The sequence below is a fragment of the Serratia sp. PL7 genome (genome assembly GCF_945957435.1).
Genome location: NZ_CAMFLB010000001.1, coordinates 2727011 through 2753506 on the forward strand (window position 1 = coordinate 2727011; position 26496 = coordinate 2753506).

Consider the following 26496-nt stretch of genomic DNA (forward strand, 5'->3'; position numbering starts at 1 on the left):
TACTCAGCGGCACACCACCGTGGCGTCACAGGCTGCCAGCGTCTCCACCAGGCGGTCCTCCAGCGCCTTCACCTCCGCGCCGGGCACCAGATAGTTGTTGCTGATAATGGCGAACGCCAGCGGCCGTCCGGTCGCCGAATCGACATAGCCGCTGAGCGATGAGACCCCGGTCATGGAGCCGCTCTTGGCGTGGGCGCGCCCCGCCGCCGCGCTTTTTACCATACGGTGCTGCAGCGTGCCGCCCACCAGCAACCCCGGCTGGCCCGCGACGGGCAAAGCGCGATACCAGTCGGCGAACCACGGCTGTTTTCTGGCCGCCAACAGCAGCGTCGTCAGCTGTTGCGGCGTGATCTGGTTCATGCGCGACAGCCCTGAACCGTCCACCTGACGGTACGCGCCGGCCGCGATGCCCTGGCTTTGCACAAACTGGCCGATCGCCTGCAGGCCGGCGGCCCAATCCCCCTTACCCTGCGTTTTGCGGCCCATCGCTTTGGTCAGTACCTCACCGTAACCGTTATTGGACACTTTCAGGAAGGTGACGACCAGGCGGGAGAGCGGCGGCGAGTTTTTTTGCGCCAGCAGCTGTGCGCCGGCCGGCGTCACGCCCTCTTCAGCATTACCGTGCAGGGTAATGCCGTGCGCGCGCAGGGCATTTTGCAGTAAGGCGCCAACCACGCGGGTGGGTTGATCGACAGTGATCAATCGCGAATGGGCCTCCGCCTGCGCGGCGATGGTGCCGCTGACCACAACCCGATTACTGCCCGGCTGGCGCTCGAACGTCAGTGCGGTGTCGCCGCCGGTGCTGGTACGGTTGACCAGCGTCACCGCGTCATTGGCGGGATAGAAGCTCACCCGCCCCGGCGCACCGGCGCGGGCGCCCGGTTGCACATCCACCCGCACCACGTTGATATCGCCGCCGGGGGTAAAGGCGTAGTTTAGCGCCGAGATCGGTGCAGCGAAGGCAAAGGGTTCATCGTCCCAGCTCCAGCCGGCGCCGAATGGCGTTTGATCGAACGCGCTGGCGTCCAGGATCAGCCGCCCATGAATCTGGCGAACGCCGCGCTGCGCCAGCGTGGCGGCGAAGGTGTCGAGATCGTCAGGATGCAACGTCGGATCGCCGCTGCCCTGCAGATAGAGATCCCCCTGCAAGGTGTTGCCGCGCTGTTCACCGGTGGTCAGCAGCCGGGTTTCAAACCGGTAATCCGCCCCCAGCACGCCGAACGCCGCCAGAGAAGTGAACATCTTCATGTTGGAAGCCGGCGCCAAACGCTGCTCCGCGTGCGCCTGATAAAGCACGGTGCCGCTCTCGGCATCGCGCACCATCACGCCGCTCGATGCCCCAACCAGCGCCTTGTCCTGGCCGAGGGCCGCCAGCGCCTGGCTAAGCGTTTGCTCATGACCTTGGCCGGATGACGAACACCCCGCCAGCGCCAGGATGGCGGGCAGCAGCCAGCCTGCGGTTTTCAACATGTCATCTTCCTGTTTGCGTTATCAAAACCAAATTGTCGCTCAGGCTATCATTGGAAGGCAGCGGTGGCGAGAATGTCCGCCCCGTTTATCATTCAGCTACGCGCAGGCAACGCCAAACGACGCTCGTTGTGCGCCACCCGCCACGCCAACAGCAGCACGCAGAGGCTGCAGAGCGACAGCACGGCACCCAGGTGCAGCGACAGCCCCGCCAGCACCAGGCCACCGCCGAGCATCAGGTAATACATCAGGCCAAGGATGGCGCCGGCGGTGCCCATGCAGTCTTTATAATGGCGCAGCGCGCGCGCCAGAATATTGGGAATGGCGATGCCGTACGCCATCACCACCAGCATCATCGGCAGAACAAACCACAAGGTCCCTTCCAGCAGCAATACCAGTAGGCCGCCGGTCAGCGACAGCGCGCAGGCCAGCATCAACAGTGCGGGGAACAGCCAGCGTTTGCCGATCAAAAACTTGTTGATCGCCGCGCCGATACCCACTCCGACCGCCAATACCAAACCGGTATAACCGAACCACTGCGTCGGCAATCCCAACGCTAAGAAGTGGAATGGCGCCAGTTGGTAATAGCTGAACATGCAAATATTGAACAACGCCACCAACAGCGCACAGAGCCAAATATCCCCGTCCTTGATCATCCGCCCCAGCGTGCCGAAAAATGAACTCTTCACCACCTGTTGCGGACGCGTCTCCGGCAGTTGCCAACCGGCATAGCCCAACAACAGCGCCGCCAACAGCGCCAAACCGCCGAACACCCCCTGATAGCCCCAATAGTAAGTCAGCACTGCGCCGCTCAACACGCCAACCGCCGGACTGATCGCCATGGCGATCCCCATCACCGAGAACACCCGCGCCAACTCATAACCGTCGAAGCGATCGCGAATCGCCGTTTGCGTCCCGACCGAGCCGACCGCCGCGCCAAAGGCGGCCAGAACACGCGCCGCCAGCAGCACGCTGAAGCTGCCGCTGAACAGCGCGATGATAGAAGCCAGCAGATAGAGCGTCAGCCCGGCCAAAATGGTAGGACGCCGCCCGATGACGTCGCACATCCGCCCCCATACCACCACGCCGAGCGCAAAAGCGAAAAAGTAACAAGAGAGCGTTTGCGCCGCCATCTCCGCACTGACCCGGAAACCGTGCGCAATGTGCGTCAATGCCGGGCTGTAGATGGTCTCCACCACCTGGGGAAACATCATCATCGACGTCGCCAACGTCAGCGTCAGTTTACGTTGCATAACAGATCCTGTAGCCAAGAATAGGCTGCACAAGGTAGCATCAGCTCCCCGGTACCGATTACAATATAAAAGACAATAAATTTACAAAATCGGACATACTATGGCGTGGCTTCAGGCGCAGGACAGTTTTAATCCGGATACGCTCGACAACGGGGTACTCGGGATCGCCGCCGAACTGGCGCAGCACGACTCGGGCACGCATTGGCATGACAGGGGGCAGTTGCTGTTCTGTCAGCAAGGCAGCATGCGCATCACGCTCAACCAAAGCATCTGTATGCTGCCGCCGGGCAGAGTCGCCTGGATCCCGCCGCAGGTGGCTCACCGCGTTCAGGTCAACGGCGTCGTCGGTTACCGTTCGCTTTATCTCGACGCCAATCGCTATGCCTGTCTGCCTGCGCAGCTTGCCGTACTGACAGCCTCGCCGCTGCTGCGCGAGGTGTTGGAACGCATCGCGTTCGCCGCCTTCGACACCGACTGGCAGCACGGGCCTCACGCCAATATTCTGGCGGTCTGCCTCGACGAGATCGCCGCCGCACCGCGCGAACTGACGTTGCTGCAGCTGCCCAGCGACCGGCGCCTGCGCCATCTGGCCAATCTGGACATGCTTCCGCCGCTGCACGAGCTATCGCGCTATAGCGGCGCTTCCGAGAAAACCATCAGCCGGATTTTCCGCCGTGAAACCGGTCTCAGTTATCAACAGTGGCGTCAGCAATGGCGCCTGATCAAAGCGATAGAGATGTTGGCCGCAGGGCTGAGCCAATCCGAGGTCGCCGGCCAGCTGGCGTTTTCCAGCGACAGCGCCTTCGCCACTTTTTTCAAGAATATGATGGGTTGCCCAGCGAGGGCGTATATGGAGAGACGAAAGTAAGACGCCGTCTAAAACGGCAACGCCGACAGAAGGCGTTGATGGAGAGGAGGCTCGCGAAGGCGGGAACGGCGCCCCCGCGACAAGCGAGAACGCCGTTCCGCTACACCTCTATCGATAGACGATCTCGCCCTTTGGCTCGTAGGCCGCCGCATCCAGCGGCGAGTGTTTCTCGATGTACTGCTTCAGCACTTCGGCATCGATAAAGCCGGTGTTGACGTAGCTCGGCAGCCCGTCCAGCTTCGGATAGCCGTCGCCGCCCAGCGCATTGAAGTTCAGTGTCGCCATGCGGTAGGTTTTATCCGCCTGCAGCGGCTGGCCGTTGATCTTCACCTCGCTGACGCCCTTGCCGTCCGCCACTAGGCTGACGTTGGCGAACTGGGCGTAGGCGCCGGAGTCCGGCTTCATGTTGGCCACCACCGCCAGATACTGTTCAACCTCACGGCCTTTCATATCGACATGCACCAACGTGTTGCCAAACGGCTGCACCTTGAGCACGTTCTTGTAGGTGATATCGCCGCTTTCAATCGAATCGCGCACCCCGCCGCCGCTCATCACGGCGAAGTCGGCGTCGGCGCGCTCCCTCTGCGCCGCCAGCATCACCCGAGCCAGGTTGGTCTGCACGAAGCGCACCTTGCTGCGATCGCCTTCAAGCTTGCCGTTGACGCTGCCGATCTTCACGCCCAGCTGCGCCTTGCCCTTATCCTGGAACGGCGTCAGCAGCTTCATCATGGTCGGATCTTCCGCAATCTGCTGGGTGTAGTACACCCGCTCGCTGGTGCCGTCCGCCTTCTCCACCTTCTTCTTCAGGTTTACCGGGATCAGCTGATAATGCACCAGCTTCAGCTCGCCGTTGCGGAATTCGAAGTCGGCGCGACCCACGTATTTCCCCCACTCATGCGCTTGCACGATCCAGGTGCCGTTCTGGCGATCCGGCGAGCACGGCGTGCCCGGCACATAATCCACCTGTTTGCGGTTGTCGCCGGCCATACACACCGGATCCTGTGAGTGGCCGCCGACGATCATGTCGAGATATCCGGCCGGCAGGCTGCGCGCCATCTCCACGTCGCCCGGCGCGTTCGAGCCGTGTTCGCCGTTATCGTAGTGCCCCATGTGGGTGGCGGCGATAATCACGTCCGGCTTCTCGTCCTTGCGCAGTTGCTCCACCACCTGCTTCGCTTCCTGCGCCGGCACGCGGAACTCCATGTCGGTGAAGTACTCCGGGTTGCCAATCTTAGCAGTGTCGTCGGTCGTCAGGCCGATAACGGCAATCTTGATGCCCTGCTTGTCGAACAAGGCGTAAGGCTTGAACAGGCGTTGGCCGGTGCTTTTCTGATAGATATTGGCGGACAGCAGCGGGAAAGTTGCCCATTTCTCCTGCTGGCGCAGTACGCTCAGCGGGTTGTCGAATTCGTGGTTGCCGATCGCCATCGCGTCATAGCCCACCAGGTTCATGCCGCGGAAGTCCGGCTCGGCGTCCTGCAAATCCGATTCCGGCACGCCGGTGTTGATATCGCCGCCGGACAGCAACAGCAGGCTGCCGCCCTGCGCCGCCACTTCCTGACGAATGCCGTCCACCAGCGTTTTCTGCGCGCCCAGACCGTATTCGCCGTGATCGTTCTGCCAGAAGTGACCGTGATGATCGTTGGTATGCAGAATGGTGATGGCGTAGGTCTTATCCTTTTCCCAGGCACTGGCGGCCCCCGACAGCAACGTCAGGGAAACGGCCAGCGCGCATGCGGTGGTTTTCAGCGAAAAACGCATGGCGGATCTCCGTGTATTCAATAGCTTTTATGATGAGGGCGGAATTGTAGCGCGAATTAATGACAGCTGATTTCAAATTTTTGCGATGTGAGTCTGATTATTTCAGATATGGTAAAAATTGGGCGCCCTGCCTAAGATGTCATCTCTGTGCTCAACAACTTCTCAGGCTAATAATAATATGACCGACAGTAGCCAAAGCGCGATGCCGCCCGCCAAGGGCAGTGCGGTGAAGGGAACCGCCTTCTCCATCCTTGGCGCCATCAGCGTGTCTCACCTGCTCAACGATATGATCCAGTCGCTGATCCTGGCGATCTACCCGATCTTGCAAGCCGATTTCCACCTCAGTTTCGTGCAGATCGGCATGATCACCCTGACCTATCAGCTAACCGCCTCGCTGCTGCAGCCGCTGATCGGGTATTACACCGATAAACACCCGCAGCCTTACTCGTTGCCGATCGGCATGGGCTTTACCCTGTCCGGCCTGCTGCTGCTGTCGGTGGCGAGCACCTTCCCGCTGGTGCTGCTGGCGGCGGCGCTGGTGGGCACCGGCTCATCGGTCTTCCACCCGGAATCCTCGCGCGTGGCGCGCATGGCCTCCGGCGGACGACACGGCCTGGCGCAGTCGCTGTTCCAGGTCGGCGGCAACTTCGGCAGCTCGCTCGGCCCGCTGCTGGCCGCGCTGATCATCGCGCCTTACGGCAAAGGCAACGTCGCCTGGTTCACGCTGGCGGCACTGCTGGCGATCGTGGTATTGCTGCAGGTCAGCAAGTGGTATCAACATCAGCACCGGGCAACTAAAGGGCAGCCGAAAAGCCCGTCGATGCTGAAACCGCTGCCAAAACGTACCATTGCCTACTCGCTGGGCATTCTTCTGGTGCTAATTTTCTCCAAATACTTCTACTTGGCCAGCATTAGCAGCTATTACACCTTTTATCTGATACATAAGTTCGGCGTTTCAGTGCAGAATGCGCAAATTCATCTGTTCGCCTTCCTGTTCGCAGTAGCGGCTGGCACCATTATCGGCGGGCCTCTTGGCGATAAGATAGGCCGTAAATACGTTATTTGGGGCTCTATTCTCGGCGCTGCGCCATTTACCCTTGTTTTACCCTATGCATCACTCTATTGGACCGGCATTTTAACGGTGATCATTGGAGTTATTCTCGCCTCGGCGTTCTCCGCCATTCTGGTCTACGCTCAGGAGCTTATCCCCGGTAAAGTCGGCATGGTTTCCGGCTTATTCTTCGGTTTTGCTTTCGGTATGGGCGGGTTAGGCGCGGCAGTTCTTGGTTATGTCGCCGATTTAACCAGTATCGAACTGGTCTACCAAATCTGTGCTTTCCTACCGCTGATCGGCATTATTACCGCGCTACTGCCCAATATGGAGCATAAACCGCAATAACCCCGCGAACCGCCCGGATGAAATTATTTATTCATCCGGGTTATCCTACGGATAAATCAATGTTATTTGGCTTATCTGACACAAAACTCCCTTATTGCCCCGCCTTAAGTGAAATCCTCTGCTTTTTTACAAAAAAGGCCAAATTAGCCAAGCAAGCCGCGAACAAATGCAATAAACTAAATGTATCTTTTCGTAACTTTGTTGCGTTTCTCCCGTACCGCGATGCATAGCCAGAAGGAGTATGGATGCATAATTCAACACCGCTCATTACCACCATCGTCGGAGGGTTAGTACTCGCCTTCCTCCTCGGCATGCTGGCGAACCGCCTGCGCATCTCCCCTCTGGTGGGGTATCTGGCCGCAGGGGTACTCGCCGGCCCGTTCACCCCCGGTTTCGTTGCTGATACCTCACTGGCGCCGGAACTGGCGGAAATCGGCGTTATCCTGTTGATGTTCGGTGTTGGCCTGCACTTCTCTTTGAAAGACCTCCTCGCAGTAAAATCTATCGCCATACCCGGCGCCGTGGCGCAGATAGCCGTCGCTACCCTGCTCGGCATGGGGCTGTCCAAGCTGCTTGGCTGGGATCTGATCTCCGGGCTGGTGTTCGGCCTCTGTCTCTCCACCGCCAGCACCGTGGTGCTGCTGCGCGCGCTGGAGGAACGGCAACTGATCGACAGCCAGCGCGGGCAAATCGCCATCGGCTGGCTGATCGTCGAAGATTTGGCGATGGTGCTGACGCTGGTGTTACTGCCGGCCTTCGGCAACATGCTGGGCAACAACAACGCCAGCAGCGGCCAACTGCTGATGGAGCTGGCGCTGACCATTGGTAAGGTCATCGCCTTCATCGCGCTGATGATCGTGGTCGGCCGCCGTCTGGTACCGTGGATCCTGTCGAAAACCGCCAGCACCGGTTCGCGCGAACTGTTCACCCTGGCGGTATTGGCGCTGGCGCTCGGCATCGCCTACGGCGCGGTGAAACTGTTCGACGTCTCCTTCGCCCTGGGCGCCTTCTTCGCCGGCATGGTGCTGAACGAGTCCGAACTGAGCCACCGCGCGGCGCACGATACCCTGCCGCTGCGCGACGCGTTCGCGGTGCTGTTCTTCGTCTCGGTCGGCATGCTGTTCGATCCGATGATCGTGATTAACGAACCGCTGGCGGTGCTGGCGACGCTGGCGATCATCGTGTTCGGCAAATCCGCCGCTGCGTTCCTGCTGGTGAAAATGTTCGGCCACTCCAAGCGCACCGCGCTGACCATCTCCGCCAGCCTGGCACAGATCGGCGAGTTCGCCTTTATTCTGGCGGGCCTTGGCATCACGCTCGGCATGATGTCGGAACACGGTCGCAATCTGGTGCTGGCAGGCGCTATCCTGTCGATCATGCTCAACCCGCTGTTGTTCACCCTGCTGGAGCGCTATCTGGCCAAGACCGAAACCATCGAAGAGCAAATCCTCGAAGAGGCGGTGGAAGAAGAGAAGCAGATCCCGGTAGAGATGTGCAACCATGCGCTGGTGGTCGGCTACGGCCGCGTCGGCAGCCTGCTGGGCGGCAAACTGGCCGAGGCGGGCATTCCGCTGGTGGTGATCGAAAACTCCCGCCCGCGGGTGGAAGCGCTGCGCGAGCAAGGCATCAAGACGGTGTTGGGCAACGCCGCCAATCCGGAAGTGATGGATCTGGCGCGGCTCGACTGCGCACGCTGGCTGCTGCTGACTATCCCCAACGGCTATGAGGCCGGCGAGATCGTCGCCTCGGCGCGCGCCAAGCGCCCGAACATCGAGATCATCGCCCGCGCCCACTACGACGACGAGGTGGCCTACATCACCGATCGCGGCGCCAATCAGGTAGTGATGGGCGAACGGGAGATCGCCAACAGCATGCTGAACATCCTGCAGCTGGACACCCTGAGCGAAGAAGAAAAAATGGGCGGCTGCCCGATCTGAAGCGCCCCGCGCGCACAAAAAAAGGTCCGGCATGCCGGACCTTTTCTTTTTCAGCGGGTTAACGCTCCCAGTAAGACTCTTCCAGGCTGTCTTCGCGCTCCGGCAGGCCGCGAGTGAGGCGCGGCGAATGCTGGTTCAACACCTGGTAGCTGACGCGGTTGGCGTATTTGCACACCTGCGCCAATGAGGAGTATGTCAGGTAACTGCGCACGTGCTTGCTGGAATTCGGCACGTTATGGCGGTGATAGCCGTTGGCGGCGATATCGTGCAGCAACGCCGACAGTGCGCCGTCGCCGGCGCCGTTGGTGTTCATGATCCTCTCGGGGCCGCCCATATAAGGCGCGATGTGCGAATAAACGCGCAGCGGATTTTCACAATGCTCGCGGCGCATGGCGCGGCTGAATTCGTAGCGGTTGAACTCGGCGATATGCCCCGGCAGCAGCGGGTGCTGGGTCTGGCGCTTGTTGGCTTCTTCGGTGTAACCCGCCATATACAGGCCGTTCGGCCCGGCGGTGCACAGCACCAGATCCACCCACTCCAGCGCCATGTCCGAGGCGGTCAGCGGATCGCTCAGCCCGGTCAGCTCCAGCGCTTCGTCTTCATTCATCGCCAGAATGGTCACGTTTTCCTTCAGGAAGTCGCGCCACCACTGCGGGTTGTCGGCGATCACGTACTTGGTGCCCAGCGTCAACACCACCGGCACGTCGTGTTTTTTGGCATATTCGATCGCCTGCAGGGTGGCGGCCTTCATCGGCTCCCCCTCCTTACAGCGCACCAGATAAGAGCTCAGCACCAGCGCCGACGCGCCGGCGATCACCTCTTCAGGAATGCTTTCCGGGCGCAGCTGGTTCATTTGGCCAGGGTTGATGGCGAAGGTGCGCTCGCCGCTTTCCCCGATCAGCGTGAAGCAGCGGCCGATGGCGCCGTCTACGCCCTGCAGATAGTTGAGATCGGTACGGCTGGAGGTATTGCACAGGTAACGGTAGGCGTAGCTGCCGATTTTCACGTTGCTGCACATCACGCCGAGCAGCACCGAGCGATCGTCCGCCAGCACCGAATAGTTGTGCATGGTGTTACCGATGGTGCCGCCGGCGAACTGATGGGTAACCAGGTTGTTTTCGTTCAGTTCCTGATACAGCGCCTCGGCGACGTCGTCTTCGATCACCAGAGAGTGGCCCAGGCTCAGGCCGTAGCGCTGGACAAAAGCGTCGTCCACTTTCGCCTCGATATCCACCAGCGTCTGATCGATGCCGACGATATACGAGGTGCTGATTTCACTTTCGGGCTGAGCCTGCTGCAGAAGCGGATCGCGGGCGCTCACCGGGAAATAGTGTTTGGACTTGCGTTTACCAGGAAATTTCATGTGATTGGCGGTGGTGACGGTTTAACAAGCGGAGAATGTTAACACATCCCCGCCCGATCACGATGCATCTAATAGACAGATTATGGATGATTACAGGCGCTGCGCCACCAGCTGCTGCATCATATCGATATGCGCCGGCTCGTCGTTCAACGCCGAGATATATTCAAACTTCTCGCCGCCGGCCTTGAGGAAGATCTCGCGGTTCTGTTCTTTGATCTCTTCCAGCGTTTCCAGGCAGTCCGCCGAGAAACCGGGGCAAATCAGCTGAATGTGCTTCACGCCCTGCGCCGGCAGCCCCTTCAGGGTCTCATCGGTGTATGGCGTCAGCCACGGCTCGCGGCCAAAGCGCGATTGGTACGTCATCATCACGCGCTCCGGCGCCAGCGGCAGCGTGGCGCTCAGCGCACGCAGCGTATCCTCGCAGCGCTGCGGGTAGTCGTCGCCCAGGCGCGCATAGCGTTTGGGGATGCCGTGGAACGACAGCACCAGCCGATCCGGCTGGCCGTGCTCGGCGAACGAGCGCTCCACGCTTTGCTGCAGCGCGGCGATATAGGCCGGGTGTTCGGCGTAATCGCGGATGAAGGCCACCGACGGCAAGCGGCGATAGCCTTTCAGCACTCGCGCTACGCCATCCCATACCGCCGCGCTGGTGGAACAGGAGTATTGCGGGTAGAGCGGCAGCACCACCAGGTTGGTCACACCTTGCACCAGCAGCTTGTCGATGGCTTCCGCCAAACTTGGCGAGCCGTAGCTCATTCCCAGCTCCACCGGCGTATTCGGCATGCGCGCCGCCAGCGCCCGCTGTTGGCGGCGGCTGTATACCAGCAGCGGCGAGCCTTCTTCCATCCACACCGACTGATAGAGCTTCGCCACGCGCGGCGAGCGGATCGGCAGGATCGCGCCGTTGAGGATCGGCCACCAGATCAGCGGCGCCGTGTCGACCACGCGATCGTCACTGAGGAATTCCTTCAGATAGCGTTTGACCGCCGACGAGGTCGGCGCATCTGGTGTGCCCAGGTTCACCAGCAATACGCCGTGTTTCTCTTGCTTCATCTCAGTTCCCCTCATTTCCTTTCCGGCCGGCATTCCGTTCTGGGTCGGGATGTCAGCAGCCATTAATGCCGGCTATTGTAACGGAAAAGTCCTGCGTCGGAACCGATAACAGCAACAGGCTATCCCTGTGGGCTTCCCCCTTGCGCCAGTTGCCATACCGCCGCCACGTTGCGCGCCGTCACCTGCAGATTGCGATCGGCGTCCGCCAGCGCGTCTTCCAGCGTCACGATGCGATCGAGCACCGAAAACGCCGCATCGATGCCGTGTTGATGCACCACCGAATAATCCGGCGTCAGGCTGCCGGCGATGGCGATCACCGGCACGCCGTGACGCTTGGCCACTCGCGCCACGCCGATCGGCGTTTTGCCGTGGATCGACTGGCTGTCCAGCCGCCCTTCGCCGGTGATCACCAAGTCGGCATCGCGCACCGCTTCATCCAGGCGCAGGGTTTCGGTGACAATCTCGATGCCCGGCCGCAAGCGCGCTTCGAGCATGCCAAGCAGCGCCGCCCCCATGCCGCCCGCCGCGCCCGCCCCTGGCTGGGTCAGCACGGCGCGGCCGGTTTCCCGCTCCAGCAGTTCGCCATAGTGATGCAGCGCCGCATCGAGCTGGGCCACCATCTCCGGCGTCGCCCCCTTCTGCGGCCCGAACACCGCCGACGCGCCCTTTTCGCCGCACAGCGGGTTATCCACGTCGCAGGCGGCGGTTACGCTCACCCGTTGCCAACGCGCGTCCAGCTCGGCGAGATCGAGATGCGCCAGCTGCGCCAGTGCCGCACCGCCCACCGGCAGCGGCCGGCGATCCTTATCCAGCAATTTAACGCCCAGCGCCTGCATCATCCCAGCGCCGCCGTCGTTGGTGGCGCTACCGCCGATGCCGAGAATAATCGCCTTCACGCCGCGCTCCAGCGCCGCCAGCATCAGCTCACCGGTGCCGTAACTGGTGGTGATGCGCGGATCGCGCCGGTTGGGCGGCGCCAAATGCAGCCCGGAAGCGGCGGCCATTTCAATCACCGCGGTTTCGCCGTCGCCCAGCAGGCCATAAAATCCCAACACCGGCTCCCCCAGCGGCCCGGTGACCGTCACCTGGACGATTTCGCCGCCGGTGGCCGCCACCATCGACTCCACTGTGCCTTCGCCGCCGTCCGCCATCGGCAGCTTCACGTAGTGCGCCTGCGGGTAAATTTGGCGGAATCCCCGCTCGATGGCGTCAGCGACGCCGAGCGCGCTCAGGCTCTCTTTGAAAGAATCCGGGGCAATAACCACTTTTTTCAGCGTTTTCATCACTGTTCCTTATCCCGCCAGGTTAAATACGCCAAACATCAGCGCCGAGATTGCCGCAATGGTGAACCCCACCAGCGTTTCATACGGCAGCAGCTTCAGCCGCTCGTGCACCGCCATATTGACGCTGCCGCCGGTGGCGTGGAAGAAGCTGCCGTGCGGCAGGTGATCCAGCACCGTGGCGCCCGCATGGATCATCGCCGCACCGGCCAATCCGCTCACCCCCAGCTCGAGCAGCGTGGAGCTGAACACCCCGGAAGCCACGGCGGTGCCGGCGGTGGTCGAGGCGGTCGCCATCGACATCAGCGCGCCGGACAGCGGCGCCAGCAGCCAGGCCGGTAGCCCGGTGTGCGTCAAACCGTTAATCAAGACATCCTTCAGCGCCGAGTTGGCGATAATGCCCGCCAGCGTGCCGGTGCCGAGCAGCATAATCGCCACCGGCGCCATGCGCGACAGGCCGGAAACCATAAACTGATTGCACTGGCGGATGCGCCCCATCAGCAGCGCGCCCGCCAATCCGCCAGCAGGCAGCGCGATCAGCGGATCGACGGCGATACCGGCGATCGGCCGCAGCGACAGCAGCAGGATCGCCACCAGCGGCGCGCTGATCGCCGCAGCGAAGCCCGGCCGCGCCCCTTCGGCATGCTGAGTCAGCTCTTCAGCCATCACCCTGCCGCCTTTATCGCTCAGGCGGCGCGCCAGCAGATAGGCCACCACCAGGCCGCACAGCCCCGGCACGATGCCGGCCATCATCACCGAAGTGAGCGGCACGTGGAAGTTGTCCGCCGCCGCGATGGTGTTCGGGTTGGGAGACATCACGTTGCCGGCCTTGCCGCCGCCGATCATCGCCAGCAGGATCGCCGCGCGTGAAATGCCGGCCCTCTGGGCGATCGACAGCGCGATCGGCGCGACGGTGATCACCGCCACATCGATAAACACCCCCACCGCCGTCAGGATCAGTGTAGCCACCGCCAGCGCCAGCAGCGCGCGGGTTTCGCCCACTTTGCGCACGATGGTTTCGGCGATGGTGTGCGCCGCGCCGGATTCGATCAGCACCCCGGCCAATACCCCCGCCGCCAGAATGCGCATCACGGCGTTGGTGATGCCCTGCGCCCCGCCGATCATCAGCGTTACGGTCTGCACCAGATCGGCGCCGCCGCACAGCCCGCCCGCCAGCGCGCCGGCAATCATGCCGTAAGCCGGCGGCACCTTGCGTAGGATCAGAACGATGGCGACGGCTAACGCCACCAGCGCTCCCAGAGTGGATACGGTTGTCATTGTTGTTTTCTCCGTGGTTGATGTGCAGGCCAACATATCCCGCGCGCCCGGCGTTGACCTGAGGGGAAACAACAAAAAATTGCCGAAGGAACGGCGCGAAATTTGTGGGTTGGCACAACTCAGTCGTGCATCAGCATGCCGATATACAACCGCAGAGCGTCGGTTAATTGATTGATTTTCATGCCAGTTATGGCTTCGATGCGCTGCAGGCGGTAGCGCAGGGTATTGACGTGAATATGCAGCTGCGCGGCGGCCTGCGTCTGATCACAATTCTGCGAAAAATAGTGGCGCAGCGTGGCGCGCAGCACGCCTTTTTCATCCTGTTCGCCCAGCGTCCGCCAGGGGCGCCCCAGCTCTTGCGCTCGCCAGTCCTCCCCGAGATCGCACAGCAGCGACGGCAGCGGATAGTCGTGGTAGAACAGCGTGGCGTGACGCAGTTTCAGGCGCTGCGCCATTGCCTGGGTGGCACGCGCCGTCAGGCTGGAACGGTAGGCGCTTTGCGGATCGTCATAAAAACCGCCGACGATCAGCCGCACCCGAAAGCGGTGTTTTAGCTGGTTTTGCAAACGCTGCGCCTGCTGGCGCTCCAGCTTCAAACTCCATTCGCCCTGAGCCATGCAGGCCGGGCGCAACAGGGTCATTTCATTGAAGCCGGTAATGGCGATCAACGCGTCGCGCTGGGTGGCCTCCAGCTCCGCCAACAGCTCACGCAGCAGGTGCGGCTGCGCCTCTTGCAGCTCGACGATCCAGACGATGCGCGCCTGGCGCAGATCCAATCCCAGATACGCCGCCATCGCCTCCAGCGACGCGGTGTTCGGCTGCGGTTGCAGCAGCTGATTCGCCAGCTCTTCCCGGTAACGTTTTTCCCACTGGTGCTGATCCAGCAGCGCCGCCTGCTCCACCATCATCTCCGCCGCCATCTTCACCAGTTCAGCGTAGGCGCGCACCTCGGCCGGCTCGCCGGAGATGCCGATCACCCCCACCCGCTGATTGCGAAAGCTGAACGGCAGGTTGATGCCGGGCCGCACGCCCTTCAGGTGTTCGGCGGTGGCGCGGTCGATTTCCACCACCCGGTTCTCCGCCAGCGCCAGCACCGCGCCTTCATGACGCTGGAACAGGCGCTGCGGGTTGCCGGAGGCGATGATCACGCCGTTGCTGTCCATCACGTTGACGGAATGGCTGATGATGCCCATCGCCCGCTGGACGATCTGGCGCGCGGTGGCTTCCGCCAGAAGATTGGTTTGTCTGAGCATGCCCGGCTCCCTGCTGAGGGTGAAAACGCAGGCTTGTTATACGCCATTTGGCGCGGGCGATTAACGGGCACGGCCGCAACAAGCTGCCGCGATCACAATTTGGCGGGAAAACGGCAAAAAAAAACGCCGGACCACAGGCCCGGCGTCATGCACTGCCAGTTTGCTATCAACCGAGGATAGTCGCCAGCTCTGCGCTCACTTCGGCCACCTTGCGGGTGCCGTCGATTTTGCGGTATTGGGTGTTGCCCGCTGCCGCTTCTTTGCTGTAGTAAGAGATCAGCGGCGCGGTCATCTGATGGTATTCCACCAGGCGCTTGCGCACGGTCTCTTCCTGATCGTCCTTGCGCGTGGTCAGCTCTTCGCCGGTCACGTCGTCTTTGCCTTCCACCTGCGGCGGGTTGAACTTCACGTGGTAGACGCGGCCGGACGGCGCGTGTACGCGGCGGCCAACGATGCGGTCAACGATCAGCTCGTCCGGCACGTCGAACTCCAGCACGAAGTCCACGTTGATGCCGGCTTCTTTCATCGCGTCAGCCTGCGGAATGGTGCGTGGGAAGCCGTCCAGCAGGAAGCCCTTGCGGCAATCTTCCTGCGTGATGCGCTCTTTGACCAGCGCGATCACCAGCTCATCGGTCACCAGCTTGCCGGCGTCCATGATCTCTTTCGCCTGCTTGCCCAGTTCACTGCCGGCCTTCACGGCTGCGCGCAACATGTCACCGGTGGAGATTTGCGGAATGCCGTATTTCTCCATGATGAATTGAGCCTGAGTACCTTTACCAGCGCCCGGAGCGCCCAGCAGAATGATACGCATTGCGTAAATCCCCTTGCTATGTAGTTTTTATAAAATTGCGAAAACGCTCAACGATACCATTTCAGGGGGGGCAGGCTCAAGGCGCGCGAAGGAAATCGATTGCGGAATGTGCAAAAAAACGGACGAACAAAAGGCAAGAAAAAGCGGGGAAAAACCGGAAATACGCCCCTAACGGTGTCGTTAAGGGCGCATATCTTCAGCTTTTAAGCGGACAGCAACTTATTCATGCGACGGATGAACAAGTTCGGATCCTCCAGCGTGCCGCGTTCTGCCAGCAGCGCCTGATCCAATAACAGGTCGATCCATTCGGCGAAATGTTCGTTATCGCCCACGTCGGATGCTCGTTTGACCAGCGCATGCTCGGGATTAAGCTCGAAAATGTACTTCACTTCCGGCGCCTGCTGACCGGCGGCGGCGAACAGCTTGGCCATCTGGGTGCTCATTTCGTCGGCGTCGGTCACCACGATCGCCGGCGTATCGGTCAGGCGGTGCGTCAGGCGTACATCCTTCACGCGCTCGCCCAGCAGGGTTTTCACGCGTTCGATGAACGGTTCCAGCTGCTTCTCGGCCGCCTTCTGCTCTTCGGTTTCATCCGCCAGTTTATCCAGCGTTTCATCCGCTTTGCTGACCGACTGGAACGGCTTGCCGTCGAACTCGGTCAGGTAGCTCATCATCCACTCGTCGATGCGATCGGACAACAGCAACACTTCGATGCCTTTCTTGCGGAACAGCTCCAGATGCGGGCTGCTCTTGGCGGCGGCGTAGCTGTCGGCGGTGATGTAGTAAATCTTTTCCTGCCCTTCCGCCATGCGGCCGACGTACTCTTCCAGCGACACGGTCTGCGCCGAGCTGTCGCCGTGGGTGGTCGCGAAGCGCAGCAGTTTGGCGATCGCTTCCTGGTTGCCGTTGTCTTCCGCCGGGCCTTCTTTCAGCACCAGACCGAACTGCTGCCAGAATTTCTGGTAGCCTTCGGCGTCGTCTTTGGCCAGCTTATCCAGCATCTGCAGCACACGCTTGGTCAGCGCACCGCGCAGGTTCTGCGTCACACGGCTGTCTTGCAGGATCTCGCGCGACACGTTCAGCGGCAGATCGTTGGAATCGATCAGGCCGCGCACGAAGCGCAGGTAGTTCGGCATGAACTGCTCGGCGTCGTCCATGATGAACACGCGCTGCACGTACAGCTTCAGGCCGTGTTTGTGATCGCGGTTCCACATGTCCCACGGCGCCTGCGCCGGGATATACAGCAGGCTGGTGTACTCCTGCTTGCCTTCCACCCGGTTATGGCTCCAGCTCAGCGGATCGGTGAAGTCATGGGCGATGTGCTTGTAGAACTCTTTGTACTCTTCGTCGGCGACGTCAGCCTTGCTGCGGGTCCACAGGGCCTGCGCCTTGTTGATCTTCTCCCAGGTGACGGTGCCGTCTTCTTCGTTCTTGCTTTCGATCTCTACCGGCAGGGCGATGTGATCGGAATATTTGCCGATCACCGAGCGCAAGCGCCAGGCGTCGAGGTACTCATCTTCGCCTTCGCGCAGATGCAGGGTGATTTCGGTGCCGCGGGTCTCTTTGGTGATGTCGGCGATGGTGTAGTCGCCTTCACCGGCGGACTCCCAGAACACGCCTTCGTCATCGGCGGCGCCGGCAGCGCGGGTGCGCACGGTCACTTTGTCCGCCACGATGAACGCCGAGTAGAAACCGACGCCGAACTGGCCGATCAGCTGGCTGTCTTTCGCCTGATCTGAACCGATGGATTCCAGGAACGCTTTGGTGCCCGATTTGGCGATGGTGCCGAGGTTTTCGATCACTTCTTCGCGGCGCATGCCGATACCGTTGTCGGCGATGGTCAGGGTGCGCTGCTCTTTATCGAAGGACAAGCGCACGCGCAGCTCGCCGTCGCCGGCATACAGCTCTGGCGCGGACAGGGCGCGGAAGCGCAGCTTGTCGGCGGCGTCAGAGGCGTTGGAAATCAGCTCGCGCAGGAAAATTTCTTTGTTGGAGTACAGCGAATGGATCATCAAATGAAGCAGCTGTTTTACTTCAGACTGGAACCCGCGGGTTTCTTGACCTTTCATACTCATTGATTACCTCAAAAGACAATGGCTACCAAAATCGAACAATGAGGATCAGATGAGGGTCAGGGTCTTGTTTTTCAAGCGGACGGCGGGAAATTTTTGGCAAAAAAACGACGGGGCCGAGTGGCCCCGTCCGGGAAAACATCAGAACTTGATGGCGTGACGCCCGGCCAGCGAATGCGACAGCGTGGTGCCGTCGACCATCTCCAGCTCGCCACCCACCGGTACGCCGTGGGCGATGCGGCTGGCGAGCACGCCATACTGGCCGCACATCTCGGCGATGTAGTTGGCAGTCGCTTCCCCTTCCACCGTCGGGTTGGTGGCGAGGATCACTTCGGTGATGCTTTCCTTTTCCAGCCGTTGCTCCAGGCGATCGAGACCGATATCCCCCGGCCCGATGCCATCTAGCGGCGACAGATGGCCCATCAGCACAAAGTAGCGCCCGGCGAACTGGCCGGTCTGCTCGATGGCGTGAATATCCGCCGGGCTTTCCACCACACAAATCTGGCCGTTTTGCTGACGGCGCGGATTGGCGCAGATGGTGCAGATGTCCTGCTCGGTGAAGGTGCGGCAGTCGGCGCAGTGGCCGATTTCCGACATCGCGCGCGTCAACGCCTGCGCCAGGCGCATGCCGCCGCTGCGATCGCGCTGCAGCAACTGAAACGCCATGCGCTGCGCCGATTTCGGGCCGACGCCCGGCAGGCAGCGCAGCGCCTCCATCAGGGATTCAAGGAGCGGGCTGGTTTGCATCAGAACGGCATCTTGAAGCCAGGCGGCAACTGCATGCCGCTGGAAACGGAGGCCATTTTCTCTTTCTGAGTCTCTTCGATGCGGCGCGCGGCGTCGTTAAACGCGGCGGCGATCAGATCTTCCAGCATGTCTTTGTCATCTTCCATCAGGCTAGGATCGATCTCCACGCGGCGGCAGTTGTGTGCGCCGTTGATGGTGACTTTCACCAGGCCTGCGCCAGACTCGCCGGTCACTTCCAATTTGGCGACTTCTTCCTGCATCTGCTGCATTTTTTCTTGCATTTGCTGGGCTTGCTTCATCAGGTTGCCCAGACCGCCTTTACCAAACATAGTCGTCTCTCGTCGCTAGGGCCGCGCACCTCGCGCGGCGTTTAAAGGGGGCGGATACTCTCTTCATCCAGATCCGCGTCGAAGAACCGGCACAGCGTCTGGATATGGGTATCCGCAACGATGGACTGGCGCGCCTGCGCCAGCTTTTCTTCATAGATGGCTTGTCGCCACTCCAGCGGGGTGCGCTCCGCCGGATTATCGTCCTCCACCACGGTCAGCTCAACCGGGCTGCCGTACAGCTCGCCGAGCGCTTCGGCCAGCGTCTTCTGCGCCGAAGGCGAATTCAGATGGCGCTGCGAAGACCGCAGATGGAGGTTAATCTTGCCCGCTTCCGGCTGCTGCTTGAAGGCGTTCAACGCCAGCTGCTGCACCAGTTTCGGGATCTTGAGCTTATCGATTTCCGCCGCCCAGGCGTCGCGCTCCAGCGATTCCACCACCAGCTTGGCGGCCAGCTCCGGCGTTTTCTCGTGCTCCAACGCCGTGCGCAGCGCTTTCGGCGTCGCCAACGGTTCCGGCGCCGCTTCCGGCTCGGTCTGCGCGCGCCAGCGATAGGCTTCCGGCTTCGCCGGTTTTTCCGGCACCTTCTTCTCCGCCAGGCGCTGCTGGCTACGCTCGGTCACGGAAGCCAAACGCCCCAGCGCCGAGTTTGCCGGCCGCGCTATTCCTGGCGCCGCCGGCTCATTCTTTTTTGGTGTGGATGCTCCCTGCTGCCGTTGCAGCTGGGACCGCGCTTTCAACAGCTGGGCGGTGGCATCCGGTAAAGGGGTCGATGATTGTCGCTGCGGCGCGGCCGGCTGCCCTAGCGGGGGCGGCACGTCCTGAAACTGCGGCGGCTGTGGCGATGTGGCCTGCTGCGGTTGCGCCATCGGCGCCGGCGCGGTCTGCACCAACGCCACCGGCTCCGGGATCACCGCTTTCGGGTGAAACGCCAGCGCACGCAGCAGGGTCATCTCAACCCCCATGCGACGATCCGGCGCATAGGCCAGCTCTTTGCGGCCCACCAACAGCGTTTGGTAATAGAGTTGCACATCGGCCGGCGGCAGAGTGCGCGCCAGCTCACGCAGCCGTTGTTCTACGGCGGCGTAGTGGTTGTCGAGCATCGAAGGCAGCAGTTGCACCATCGCAATGCGGTGCAGCAACGCCAGCGTCTCCACCAGCAGGTTTTCCCAGTCCACGCCGCGCGAAGCGGCCTGCGCGACCTGCGCCATCACCTTTTCGCCGTCGGCGCTGACCAGCGCTTCGAGGATCGCCAGCGGCTGCTCGTCATCGAGCGTGCCGAGCATCTGGCTGACGGTGGCGGCGGTCACCTGCCCCTGCCCCATGGCGATCGCCTGATCGGTCAGGCTCAGCGCATCGCGCATGCTGCCGTCGGCGGCGCGCGCCAGCAGTTGCAGCGCGCGGGCGTCGCTGGTGATCTGCTCCGCCGTCAGCACCGTTTCCAGCTGCTGACGGATCTGATCGACGTCCAGCGCTTTGAGGTGAAACTGCAGGCAGCGGGAAAGAATGGTCACCGGCAATTTTTGCGGATCGGTGGTGGCCAACAGGAATTTCACGTGCGATGGCGGCTCTTCCAGCGTCTTCAGCAACGCGTTGAAGCTGTGGCGCGAGAGCATGTGCACTTCATCGATCAGGTAGACCTTGAAGCGGCCGCGCGCCGGCGCGTACTGAACGTTGTCCAGCAGATCGCGGGTATCTTCCACCTTGGTTCGGGAAGCGGCGTCGATCTCGATCAGATCGACGAAACGCCCCTGTTCGATCTCACGGCAGTTGTCGCATTGGCCGCACGGCGTGGCGGTGATGCCGGTTTCACAGTTCAGGCCTTTAGCCAGCAGGCGCGCGATGGTGGTTTTCCCCACGCCGCGGGTGCCCGAGAACAGATAGGCGTGATGGATCCGCCCCAGCGAGAGGCCGTTGGCCAGCGCGGTCAGGACATGTTCCTGGCCGACCACGTCTGCGAACGTTTGAGGGCGCCACTTACGGGCGAGAACCTGATAGCTCATTAATACCGGAGAAGTCGAGTAATCTGGAGGGTCATGCTAACACAGCCCCGCGGCGATCCGCGAGGCCGTTGTGCCCAAGGGGCGATGCCGCATCAATGGCCGGCGAAGTCCACCAGGCAGTAGCAGTCGATACCCAGCTTGTTCAGACGCGCTTCCCCGCCCAGATCCGGCAGGTTGATGATGAACGCGGCGTCTTTCACTTCACCGCCCAGACGGCGGATCAGTTTGGTGGTTGCTTCGATGGTGCCGCCGGTCGCCAGCAGATCGTCCACCACCAGCACTTTGTCACCCGCGGTGATGGCGTCGGTGTGGATCTCCAGCTTGTCGGTGCCGTACTCCAGCTCATAGCTTTCGCTGAGCGTGGCACGCGGCAGTTTGCCCGGTTTGCGCACCGGCACGAAACCGACGCCCAGCGCCAGCGCGACGGGCGCGCCGAACAGGAAACCACGCGCTTCGGTACCCACCACCTTGGTCACGCCCGCTTCGCGATAGCGCTCAACCAGCAGCTCGATGCTGGCGGCGTAGGCCAACGGGTTTTCCAGCAGGCTGGTCACGTCGCGGAACAGGATGCCCGGCTTCGGATAATCCGGGATGGTTTTGATACTGTCTTTAATAAACTGAAGCTGCTGCGCAGTAGCGGTCATAATTGTTGCCTGATAAAGCTGCCTGAAAACCGGCGCGCCGCTCACCCGCCGCCTCTGGGTGAAACACACCGGAGAAGGAATGGCAGGCGATCCGCGCACGAAAACGCCCAAATCTATGCAAACTGGCGGACAAATGCAACCAGCGGCGCACAATCAGCGCTGTTTTTGTTGCGGCAGGTCAATAACCGGCAGGCGCAGCATAAAGGTCAGCAAAATAGCCAACATCAGCAGCAACAGACCGCGCACCCACCAGATTTTCACCAGCCACAGCGAACAGGCGAAGGTCAGCACGATCACTAGCACCGCCTTCCACTTCGCTCCCGGCGGCAGCGCGCGATGCTGCTGCCAGTGGCGCAGATAAGGGCCAAACCAGGAACGGTACAGCAGCCAGTGATGAAAGCGCGGCGAAGAGCGGGCGAAGCACCAGGCAGCCAACAGCAGGAACGGCGTGGTCGGCAACAGCGGCAGCACCACGCCCAACGTCGCCAGCACCACCGCCAGCCAGCCCAAAATGATCAATAACCCACGCGTCATGCGGCTCTTCGCTCCTCAATCGGTTGCGGCTTACTGTAGCATCGGCGCCGCGCCGGCGGAATATGCATGCGGCGCTTGTTTCAGGGCGGCATCGCGGGCAAGCTTACGCCTGTTGAAATCAAGAGGGAGCTTATGTGAGCACTCAGCGTCTATTACAGGTGTTGGCGCAGCAGATCGCGGCGCTGGCGGCCGAAGTCACTCCGCGCGGCGACGCCCCGATCCCGCAGGCGCGCTTCGACGCCGCCCTGTTCGCCAACCGCGGCACGCGGCTGCGCGACTACCTGGCCGAGGTGGAGAAAAACTTCGCCCAGCTGCAAAACGCCGCTAACGACAGCCGCGCCAGCCAGGTGGCCTTTCTGGCCGAAAAACTGGTTGCCCAAATCTCTGCCCTGCAGCGCGAGCTGGCAACCCAGGCGCTACGGCGCAAGAATCAGCCGAAGGAAGCCCCCGAGGCCGATCTGTACCACAAGCTGGCCGAGCACCAGGATTACGAACGCCGGCTGATCGCCATGATTCAGGATCGGGAAAGCCTGCTGGGGCGCCAGACCACGCTGGCGGCGCAGCAAAAGCTGCAGCACGAGCTGGCGGCGCTGGAGGGGAGACTGATGCGCTGCCGTCAGGCGCTGGCGCGCATCGAGCGCAATATCGAGCGCAAAGAAAACGGTTTTTGAAGATTTATCACAATATTTTAATGATTATTCCCGGTTGCGCGCCGGGTTCACTATACTCTGCCGAGACACGAGTTTTTCATCCCATTAATTAATAAGCGCAGGTGCTATGTCTCTGGAAAATGCCTCACCCGAACTGCAGCTGGCGGTAGACTTGATTTACCTGCTGGAATGCAACGAGATCGATCCGGCTACCGCGTTGGCAGCACTGGATATCGTCAAACGGGATTATCAGGAAAAGCTGCAGCGCGCCGGCGTCACCTCTCCCTATTTGCCTGCCGGACAGTAATCAGGGACAGCCCGCTGTCCCTTCCATCTTTCAACGCACATCAGCCCGCCGTCTGGCCGCCTTCATCCGGCGAGAGCGTTCTTTTCACTTCCTGCACTTCATTGCCCTGCTGGTTATGCAGATACACCTCCAGCTGATTGAAGGCAATGTCGATGTCGTTTTCCCGGCACAAGCGGTCGATTGAGCGGTTCAGTTCGTCCACCGTGTAGCTGCGATCGCGCAGTTCCCGTACATAGAGCCGCAGTTCGTGATCCAGCGTGCTGGCCCCGAAGTTGAGGAAGAACACCTGCGGTTCGGGATCGGTCATCACCCGCGGGTTGTCGTGCGCCGCCTGCAGCAGCACCTTTTTCACCTTGTCGAGATCGGAACCGTAGGCCACGCCCACCTTGATCAGCACGCGGGTGATGGTGTCGGACAGTGACCAGTTGATCAGCCGCTCGGTGACGAACGCCTTGTTCGGAATGATCACCTCTTTACGGTCGAAGTCGGTAATGGTGGTGGCGCGAATGCGGATCTTGCTGACCGAACCGGAGAAGGTGCCGATGGTGATGGTATCGCCGATGCGGATCGGGCGTTCGAACAGAATGATCAGGCCGGAGACGAAGTTGGCGAAGATCTCCTGCAGGCCAAAGCCAAGCCCGACCGTCAGACCGGCGGCCAGCCATTGCAGTTTGTCCCAGGATACGCCCAGCGATCCCAGCGCAACCACGGCACCCACGGCGGTGATCAGGTAAGTGAGCACGGTGGTGATGGCATAAGACGCCCCCTGCCGCAGCTGCAGCCGCGACAGCACCACCACCTCCAGCAGGCCGGGCAAGTTGCGGGTGAGCACATAAGCGACGATCACCGCGGCGATCGCCACCATCATGTTACCCAGCGTCACCGCCTGCGACACGCTGCTGCCCGCCACGGTGCTGGTGTAATGCCACAGCGTGATGCTGTCCAGGTAAGCGATGACCGTCACCAGATCCGACCAAATGGCGTAGAAGGCGCTGGCGAAGATGGCGAACAGCACCAGGGTGGTCAGGCGCAGCGACTGCTGGTTGATCTGATCGAGCGCTAGCGGCGGCTCTTCCACCACCGCTTCGCCGCCTTCGGCCCCCTCTTTCACCACGTTTTGCCGCCGCGCCAGCGCGCGCCGGTAGGCCAAACGCCGCGCCGCCACGCTCAGGCCGCGCAGGGCAGTCAGATACACGATATTCCACAGGAAGAACAGATACAGGCTGTCTATCCAGCGGCTGGCCAGCCGCAGCGTGGTATAGAAGTAACCGGCGAACATCAGCCCCAGCAGGATCAGCGGTGTGGCGGCAAGCGCGGTCACCACCACCAGCCGCACGGCATGCGAGCCCTTTTCACGCCAGCTATCGCGGCACAGCGGGAACACCAGCACCGCAAGCAGCGCCAGCGTCAACATCACCACGATCTGGCCGATGACGTCTTCCACCAGACGCAGCGGCGCTTTCTCGCCCAATACCGACCAGAAGATCAGCGGCTGCAGCGCCAGCCCCAGCCGCAGCGTCTGGCGGCGGTAATGCGCGCACAGGTTAGCGCCGAAGTTGAAATGCCGCTCGGCGATGCCGCCCGGTTTCAGCATGCGATAGCTGAAGCCGAACACCAGCCACGACAACGCCAGCTGCTGCGACAACGCCCAAATAAAGTCGCTGATACCCAAATCCGCGCGATACATCCAGAAACCGACGCCGAGCAGCAGCGCGGCGCCAGGCAACACCTTCAGCAAGGTCAGCGCGATGGCCTTCGGCGTGTGCAGCTGGCCGTCGCGCTTCAGTTGCCCCACGTCGTTGGCCAGCTTTTGCAAATGACTGTCGATCAACCGGTAGCGCCAGCGCAATACCCCGATCGCCAACAGCAGCGGGATCAGGAACACCAGCGCATTCAAGCCGCCCTGCAATAGCTTGCCACCGTCGAATTTGATATCGAGCCCGGCGAGCTGATCGCGCACCGCCTCCGGCATTGCCTTCAGCCACGCCAGATCGACCGGCTTGTTGCTGTTGACCCAGAAAATCTGCTGGGTCAGCGTATCCTGCAGCGAGCCGTAGACGCTGGTGAGCTGCTGTTGGTTGATCTGCAGGTTGATCGACAGCGACAGCTGGTTGCTGAGCTGCTTGTTCAACTGATCCAGCAGTTCGCGGCGCATGTCGACGATCTCGTTCAGTGCGTCGATCACTTCCGGGCCGGCCTTTTCCTTGCTTTCGGCCACCAGCTGGTTGATGTAATCCTCACCCTTGAACAGATCGTCGCGTTGCTGATTGATATCGAACTGCTCCAGCCGCAGATCGGCGATGCGCGTGTCTATATCAGCCAGCAGCGTGCCCTGCGGCAGGCTCTGCTGCTGCTGATACAGAATGCGTGACAGCACCAGGCTGCCCTTCAGCACCTGGATCTGCTCTTTCAGGTTACGTTCCGCCTGCAGACCGCGATCGAGCCAGTTTTTGACCCGAATATTCTGCTGGAACAGGGTGTTGCTCTCTTCAGTGGCGGCAATCAGCTGTTGGCTCAACTGTCGGTTGACGTCCAGCTGCTTGCTGACCAGCTGATCGTGCTGGATATCGGTGGCGTCTTCCGGGTTCTGCGCCTCTTTGGCGGTTTTTTCAGACAGCGTCAGGCGCTTGCTGTTGACGAGCTCCTGCAGCAGCTGCACCGACCGATCCAGCGCATCGATATGCGCCGTGGTGTAATCACGCTGTTTTTGCAGCAGATCTTGTAGCGTGGTGTTGGCTTCCAGGCTCTTGCGCTGCAGCTCCAACTGCGCGTTGAGCAGCGCCTGTTCGGTGGCCAGCATGACCTGCTGGCTATTGCGCAGCGAATCTTGCCCCGGCGTCTGGCCGCTGAGCTGGCTGCGGATCTCCTGCAGGCGCTGCGAAGCGGCGTACATGGTGCTCTGCACCCGTTCAGGCTGGGTTTGCAGCGACACCAGTTGGCTGTTGTAGGTCGAGAGGCTCTCCTGCGCGCTTTGCAGCTCGTCGAGCGTTTGATACAGCCGGCTTTCCAGCTGGCGCAGCGACAGCGGCAACAGCGCGGCGCGCGCGGCCGCGTTGTCCGTCGGCTGCTTCAGCGCATCCAGTTCGGCGGTGACCTGATTGAGCTTCGCCGGCGCCTGCTGCACCTGCTGTTTAAGCTGTGCGACGTCTTGCCGGTTGCGCTCGATGGCATCCAGCAGTTCCAGCGTGCGGGTCAAATCCTGCTGGGAGAGCTTTTCGACCGGCGTCAGGGCTTTTTGTTTGTTCAGCGTTTCCAGCTGGCTTTGCACTTCGCTGCGCTGCGGCAGATCGCCGTTCAGCGCCGCCTGTGCCGGCAAGCAACACGCAAAAATCAGGAAAAGGAGTGTCACGGCGGCGATGCGCCGCCGGCATGCGCCGACAAACGTGAGCGGCGTCAGAGAAGGCAGAGTCAACCAGCGATGCATGATTTGGCTTCGGATCGGTAAAGAAGCCTGAAGATTATCACGACCGCCGGCGGGCAACGAACAACA

21 protein-coding genes and 1 other annotated feature are annotated in these 26496 nt (G+C 61.4%); of the genes, 5 read left to right on the plus strand and 16 right to left on the minus strand.

What is annotated here, in order from left to right; all coding sequences use genetic code 11:
* Positions 1-3: 3 nt before the first annotated feature.
* Together dacB and N6G83_RS13300 are read right to left on the minus strand one after the other, a co-directional pair.
* Positions 4-1470: a D-alanyl-D-alanine carboxypeptidase/D-alanyl-D-alanine-endopeptidase gene (dacB, locus tag N6G83_RS13295; RefSeq protein WP_260515474.1), complete on the minus strand. Its 1467-nt coding sequence runs from the start codon at positions 1468-1470 to the stop codon at positions 4-6.
* 92 nt (positions 1471-1562) lie between these two features.
* On the minus strand, positions 1563-2720 hold the full coding sequence (locus N6G83_RS13300; protein WP_260515476.1) for an MFS transporter: 1158 nt from the start codon (positions 2718-2720) through the stop codon (positions 1563-1565).
* 100 nt (positions 2721-2820) lie between these two features.
* Between N6G83_RS13300 and N6G83_RS13305 the strand changes: the two genes are divergently transcribed.
* Positions 2821-3588, plus strand: a complete 768-nt coding sequence (locus N6G83_RS13305) for an AraC family transcriptional regulator (RefSeq protein ID WP_025301801.1) — start codon at positions 2821-2823, stop codon at positions 3586-3588.
* A gap of 108 nt (positions 3589-3696) precedes the next feature.
* Here the strand turns inward: N6G83_RS13305 and ushA are convergent, their stop codons facing one another.
* The gene (gene ushA / locus N6G83_RS13310) at positions 3697-5349 is read right to left on the minus strand and encodes a bifunctional UDP-sugar hydrolase/5'-nucleotidase UshA (protein ID WP_025301800.1); all 1653 of its coding nucleotides are present in this window, start codon (positions 5347-5349) and stop codon (positions 3697-3699) included.
* Between the two features lie 178 nt (positions 5350-5527).
* Between ushA and N6G83_RS13315 the strand changes: the two genes are divergently transcribed.
* Positions 5528-6748, plus strand: a complete 1221-nt coding sequence (locus tag N6G83_RS13315; protein ID WP_197790682.1) for an MFS transporter — start codon at positions 5528-5530, stop codon at positions 6746-6748.
* Positions 6749-6993: 245 nt separating this feature from the next.
* Entirely contained in the window at positions 6994-8685 is a 1692-nt protein-coding gene (gene ybaL, locus N6G83_RS13320) for a YbaL family putative K(+) efflux transporter (RefSeq protein ID WP_025301798.1), read from the plus strand.
* A 58-nt stretch (positions 8686-8743) separates the two neighbouring features.
* Here ybaL and N6G83_RS13325 read toward each other — a convergent pair whose 3' ends face one another.
* The 12 genes from N6G83_RS13325 to N6G83_RS13380 form a co-directional block, all read right to left on the minus strand.
* The gene (locus tag N6G83_RS13325; protein WP_025301797.1) at positions 8744-10048 is read right to left on the minus strand and encodes an inosine/guanosine kinase; all 1305 of its coding nucleotides are present in this window, start codon (positions 10046-10048) and stop codon (positions 8744-8746) included.
* Positions 10049-10138: 90 nt separating this feature from the next.
* Positions 10139-11101 (minus strand): ferrochelatase, encoded by a 963-nt coding sequence (gene hemH, locus N6G83_RS13330; protein ID WP_260515480.1) that lies wholly within the window; start codon positions 11099-11101, stop codon positions 10139-10141.
* Between the two features lie 119 nt (positions 11102-11220).
* A complete protein-coding gene (locus N6G83_RS13335; RefSeq protein ID WP_049295146.1) occupies positions 11221-12384 on the minus strand; it encodes a glycerate kinase in 1164 nt (387 codons plus the stop codon).
* Positions 12385-12393: 9 nt separating this feature from the next.
* Positions 12394-13659, minus strand: coding sequence for a GntP family permease (locus N6G83_RS13340; protein WP_025301795.1), 1266 nt, complete (start codon positions 13657-13659; stop codon positions 12394-12396).
* A gap of 119 nt (positions 13660-13778) precedes the next feature.
* Positions 13779-14912: a sugar diacid recognition domain-containing protein gene (locus N6G83_RS13345; RefSeq protein ID WP_025301794.1), complete on the minus strand. Its 1134-nt coding sequence runs from the start codon at positions 14910-14912 to the stop codon at positions 13779-13781.
* A gap of 166 nt (positions 14913-15078) precedes the next feature.
* A complete protein-coding gene (gene adk, locus N6G83_RS13350; RefSeq protein ID WP_025301793.1) occupies positions 15079-15723 on the minus strand; it encodes an adenylate kinase in 645 nt (214 codons plus the stop codon).
* Between the two features lie 203 nt (positions 15724-15926).
* The gene (gene htpG, locus N6G83_RS13355) at positions 15927-17792 is read right to left on the minus strand and encodes a molecular chaperone HtpG (RefSeq protein ID WP_164066258.1); all 1866 of its coding nucleotides are present in this window, start codon (positions 17790-17792) and stop codon (positions 15927-15929) included.
* A 144-nt stretch (positions 17793-17936) separates the two neighbouring features.
* Positions 17937-18542 carry a recombination mediator RecR gene (gene recR / locus N6G83_RS13360; RefSeq protein ID WP_025301791.1) on the minus strand — a complete coding sequence of 202 codons (606 nt, stop codon included), beginning with the start codon at positions 18540-18542 and terminating at the stop codon, positions 17937-17939.
* Positions 18542-18871: a YbaB/EbfC family nucleoid-associated protein gene (locus tag N6G83_RS13365; RefSeq protein WP_025301790.1), complete on the minus strand. Its 330-nt coding sequence runs from the start codon at positions 18869-18871 to the stop codon at positions 18542-18544. Before N6G83_RS13365 ends, recR begins: the two co-directional genes overlap by 1 nt.
* A 41-nt stretch (positions 18872-18912) precedes the next feature.
* Complete coding sequence (gene dnaX / locus N6G83_RS13370) at positions 18913-20871, minus strand: DNA polymerase III subunit gamma/tau (protein WP_127146258.1); 1959 nt, start codon at positions 20869-20871, stop codon at positions 18913-18915.
* Positions 19516-19580 (minus strand) — a sequence feature (DnaX frameshifting element). (Overlaps the previous gene by 65 nt.)
* Before the next feature lie 92 nt (positions 20872-20963).
* Positions 20964-21515, minus strand: coding sequence for an adenine phosphoribosyltransferase (gene apt, locus N6G83_RS13375; protein WP_019454166.1), 552 nt, complete (start codon positions 21513-21515; stop codon positions 20964-20966).
* A gap of 153 nt (positions 21516-21668) precedes the next feature.
* A complete protein-coding gene (locus N6G83_RS13380) occupies positions 21669-22049 on the minus strand; it encodes a DUF454 family protein (protein ID WP_016928835.1) in 381 nt (126 codons plus the stop codon).
* Between the two features lie 134 nt (positions 22050-22183).
* Here N6G83_RS13380 and priC point away from each other — a divergent pair, with 134 nt between their 5' ends.
* Together priC and rsmS are read left to right on the plus strand one after the other, a co-directional pair.
* Positions 22184-22720 (plus strand): primosomal replication protein PriC, encoded by a 537-nt coding sequence (gene priC / locus N6G83_RS13385; RefSeq protein ID WP_025301787.1) that lies wholly within the window; start codon positions 22184-22186, stop codon positions 22718-22720.
* A gap of 106 nt (positions 22721-22826) precedes the next feature.
* A complete protein-coding gene (rsmS, locus tag N6G83_RS13390; RefSeq protein WP_016928837.1) occupies positions 22827-23006 on the plus strand; it encodes a pleiotropic regulatory protein RsmS in 180 nt (59 codons plus the stop codon).
* A 40-nt stretch (positions 23007-23046) separates the two neighbouring features.
* On the opposite strand, the gene mscK is transcribed toward rsmS, so the two are convergent.
* On the minus strand, positions 23047-26430 hold the full coding sequence (gene mscK / locus N6G83_RS13395) for a mechanosensitive channel MscK (protein WP_060447639.1): 3384 nt from the start codon (positions 26428-26430) through the stop codon (positions 23047-23049).
* Between the last annotated feature and the right edge of the window lie 66 nt (positions 26431-26496).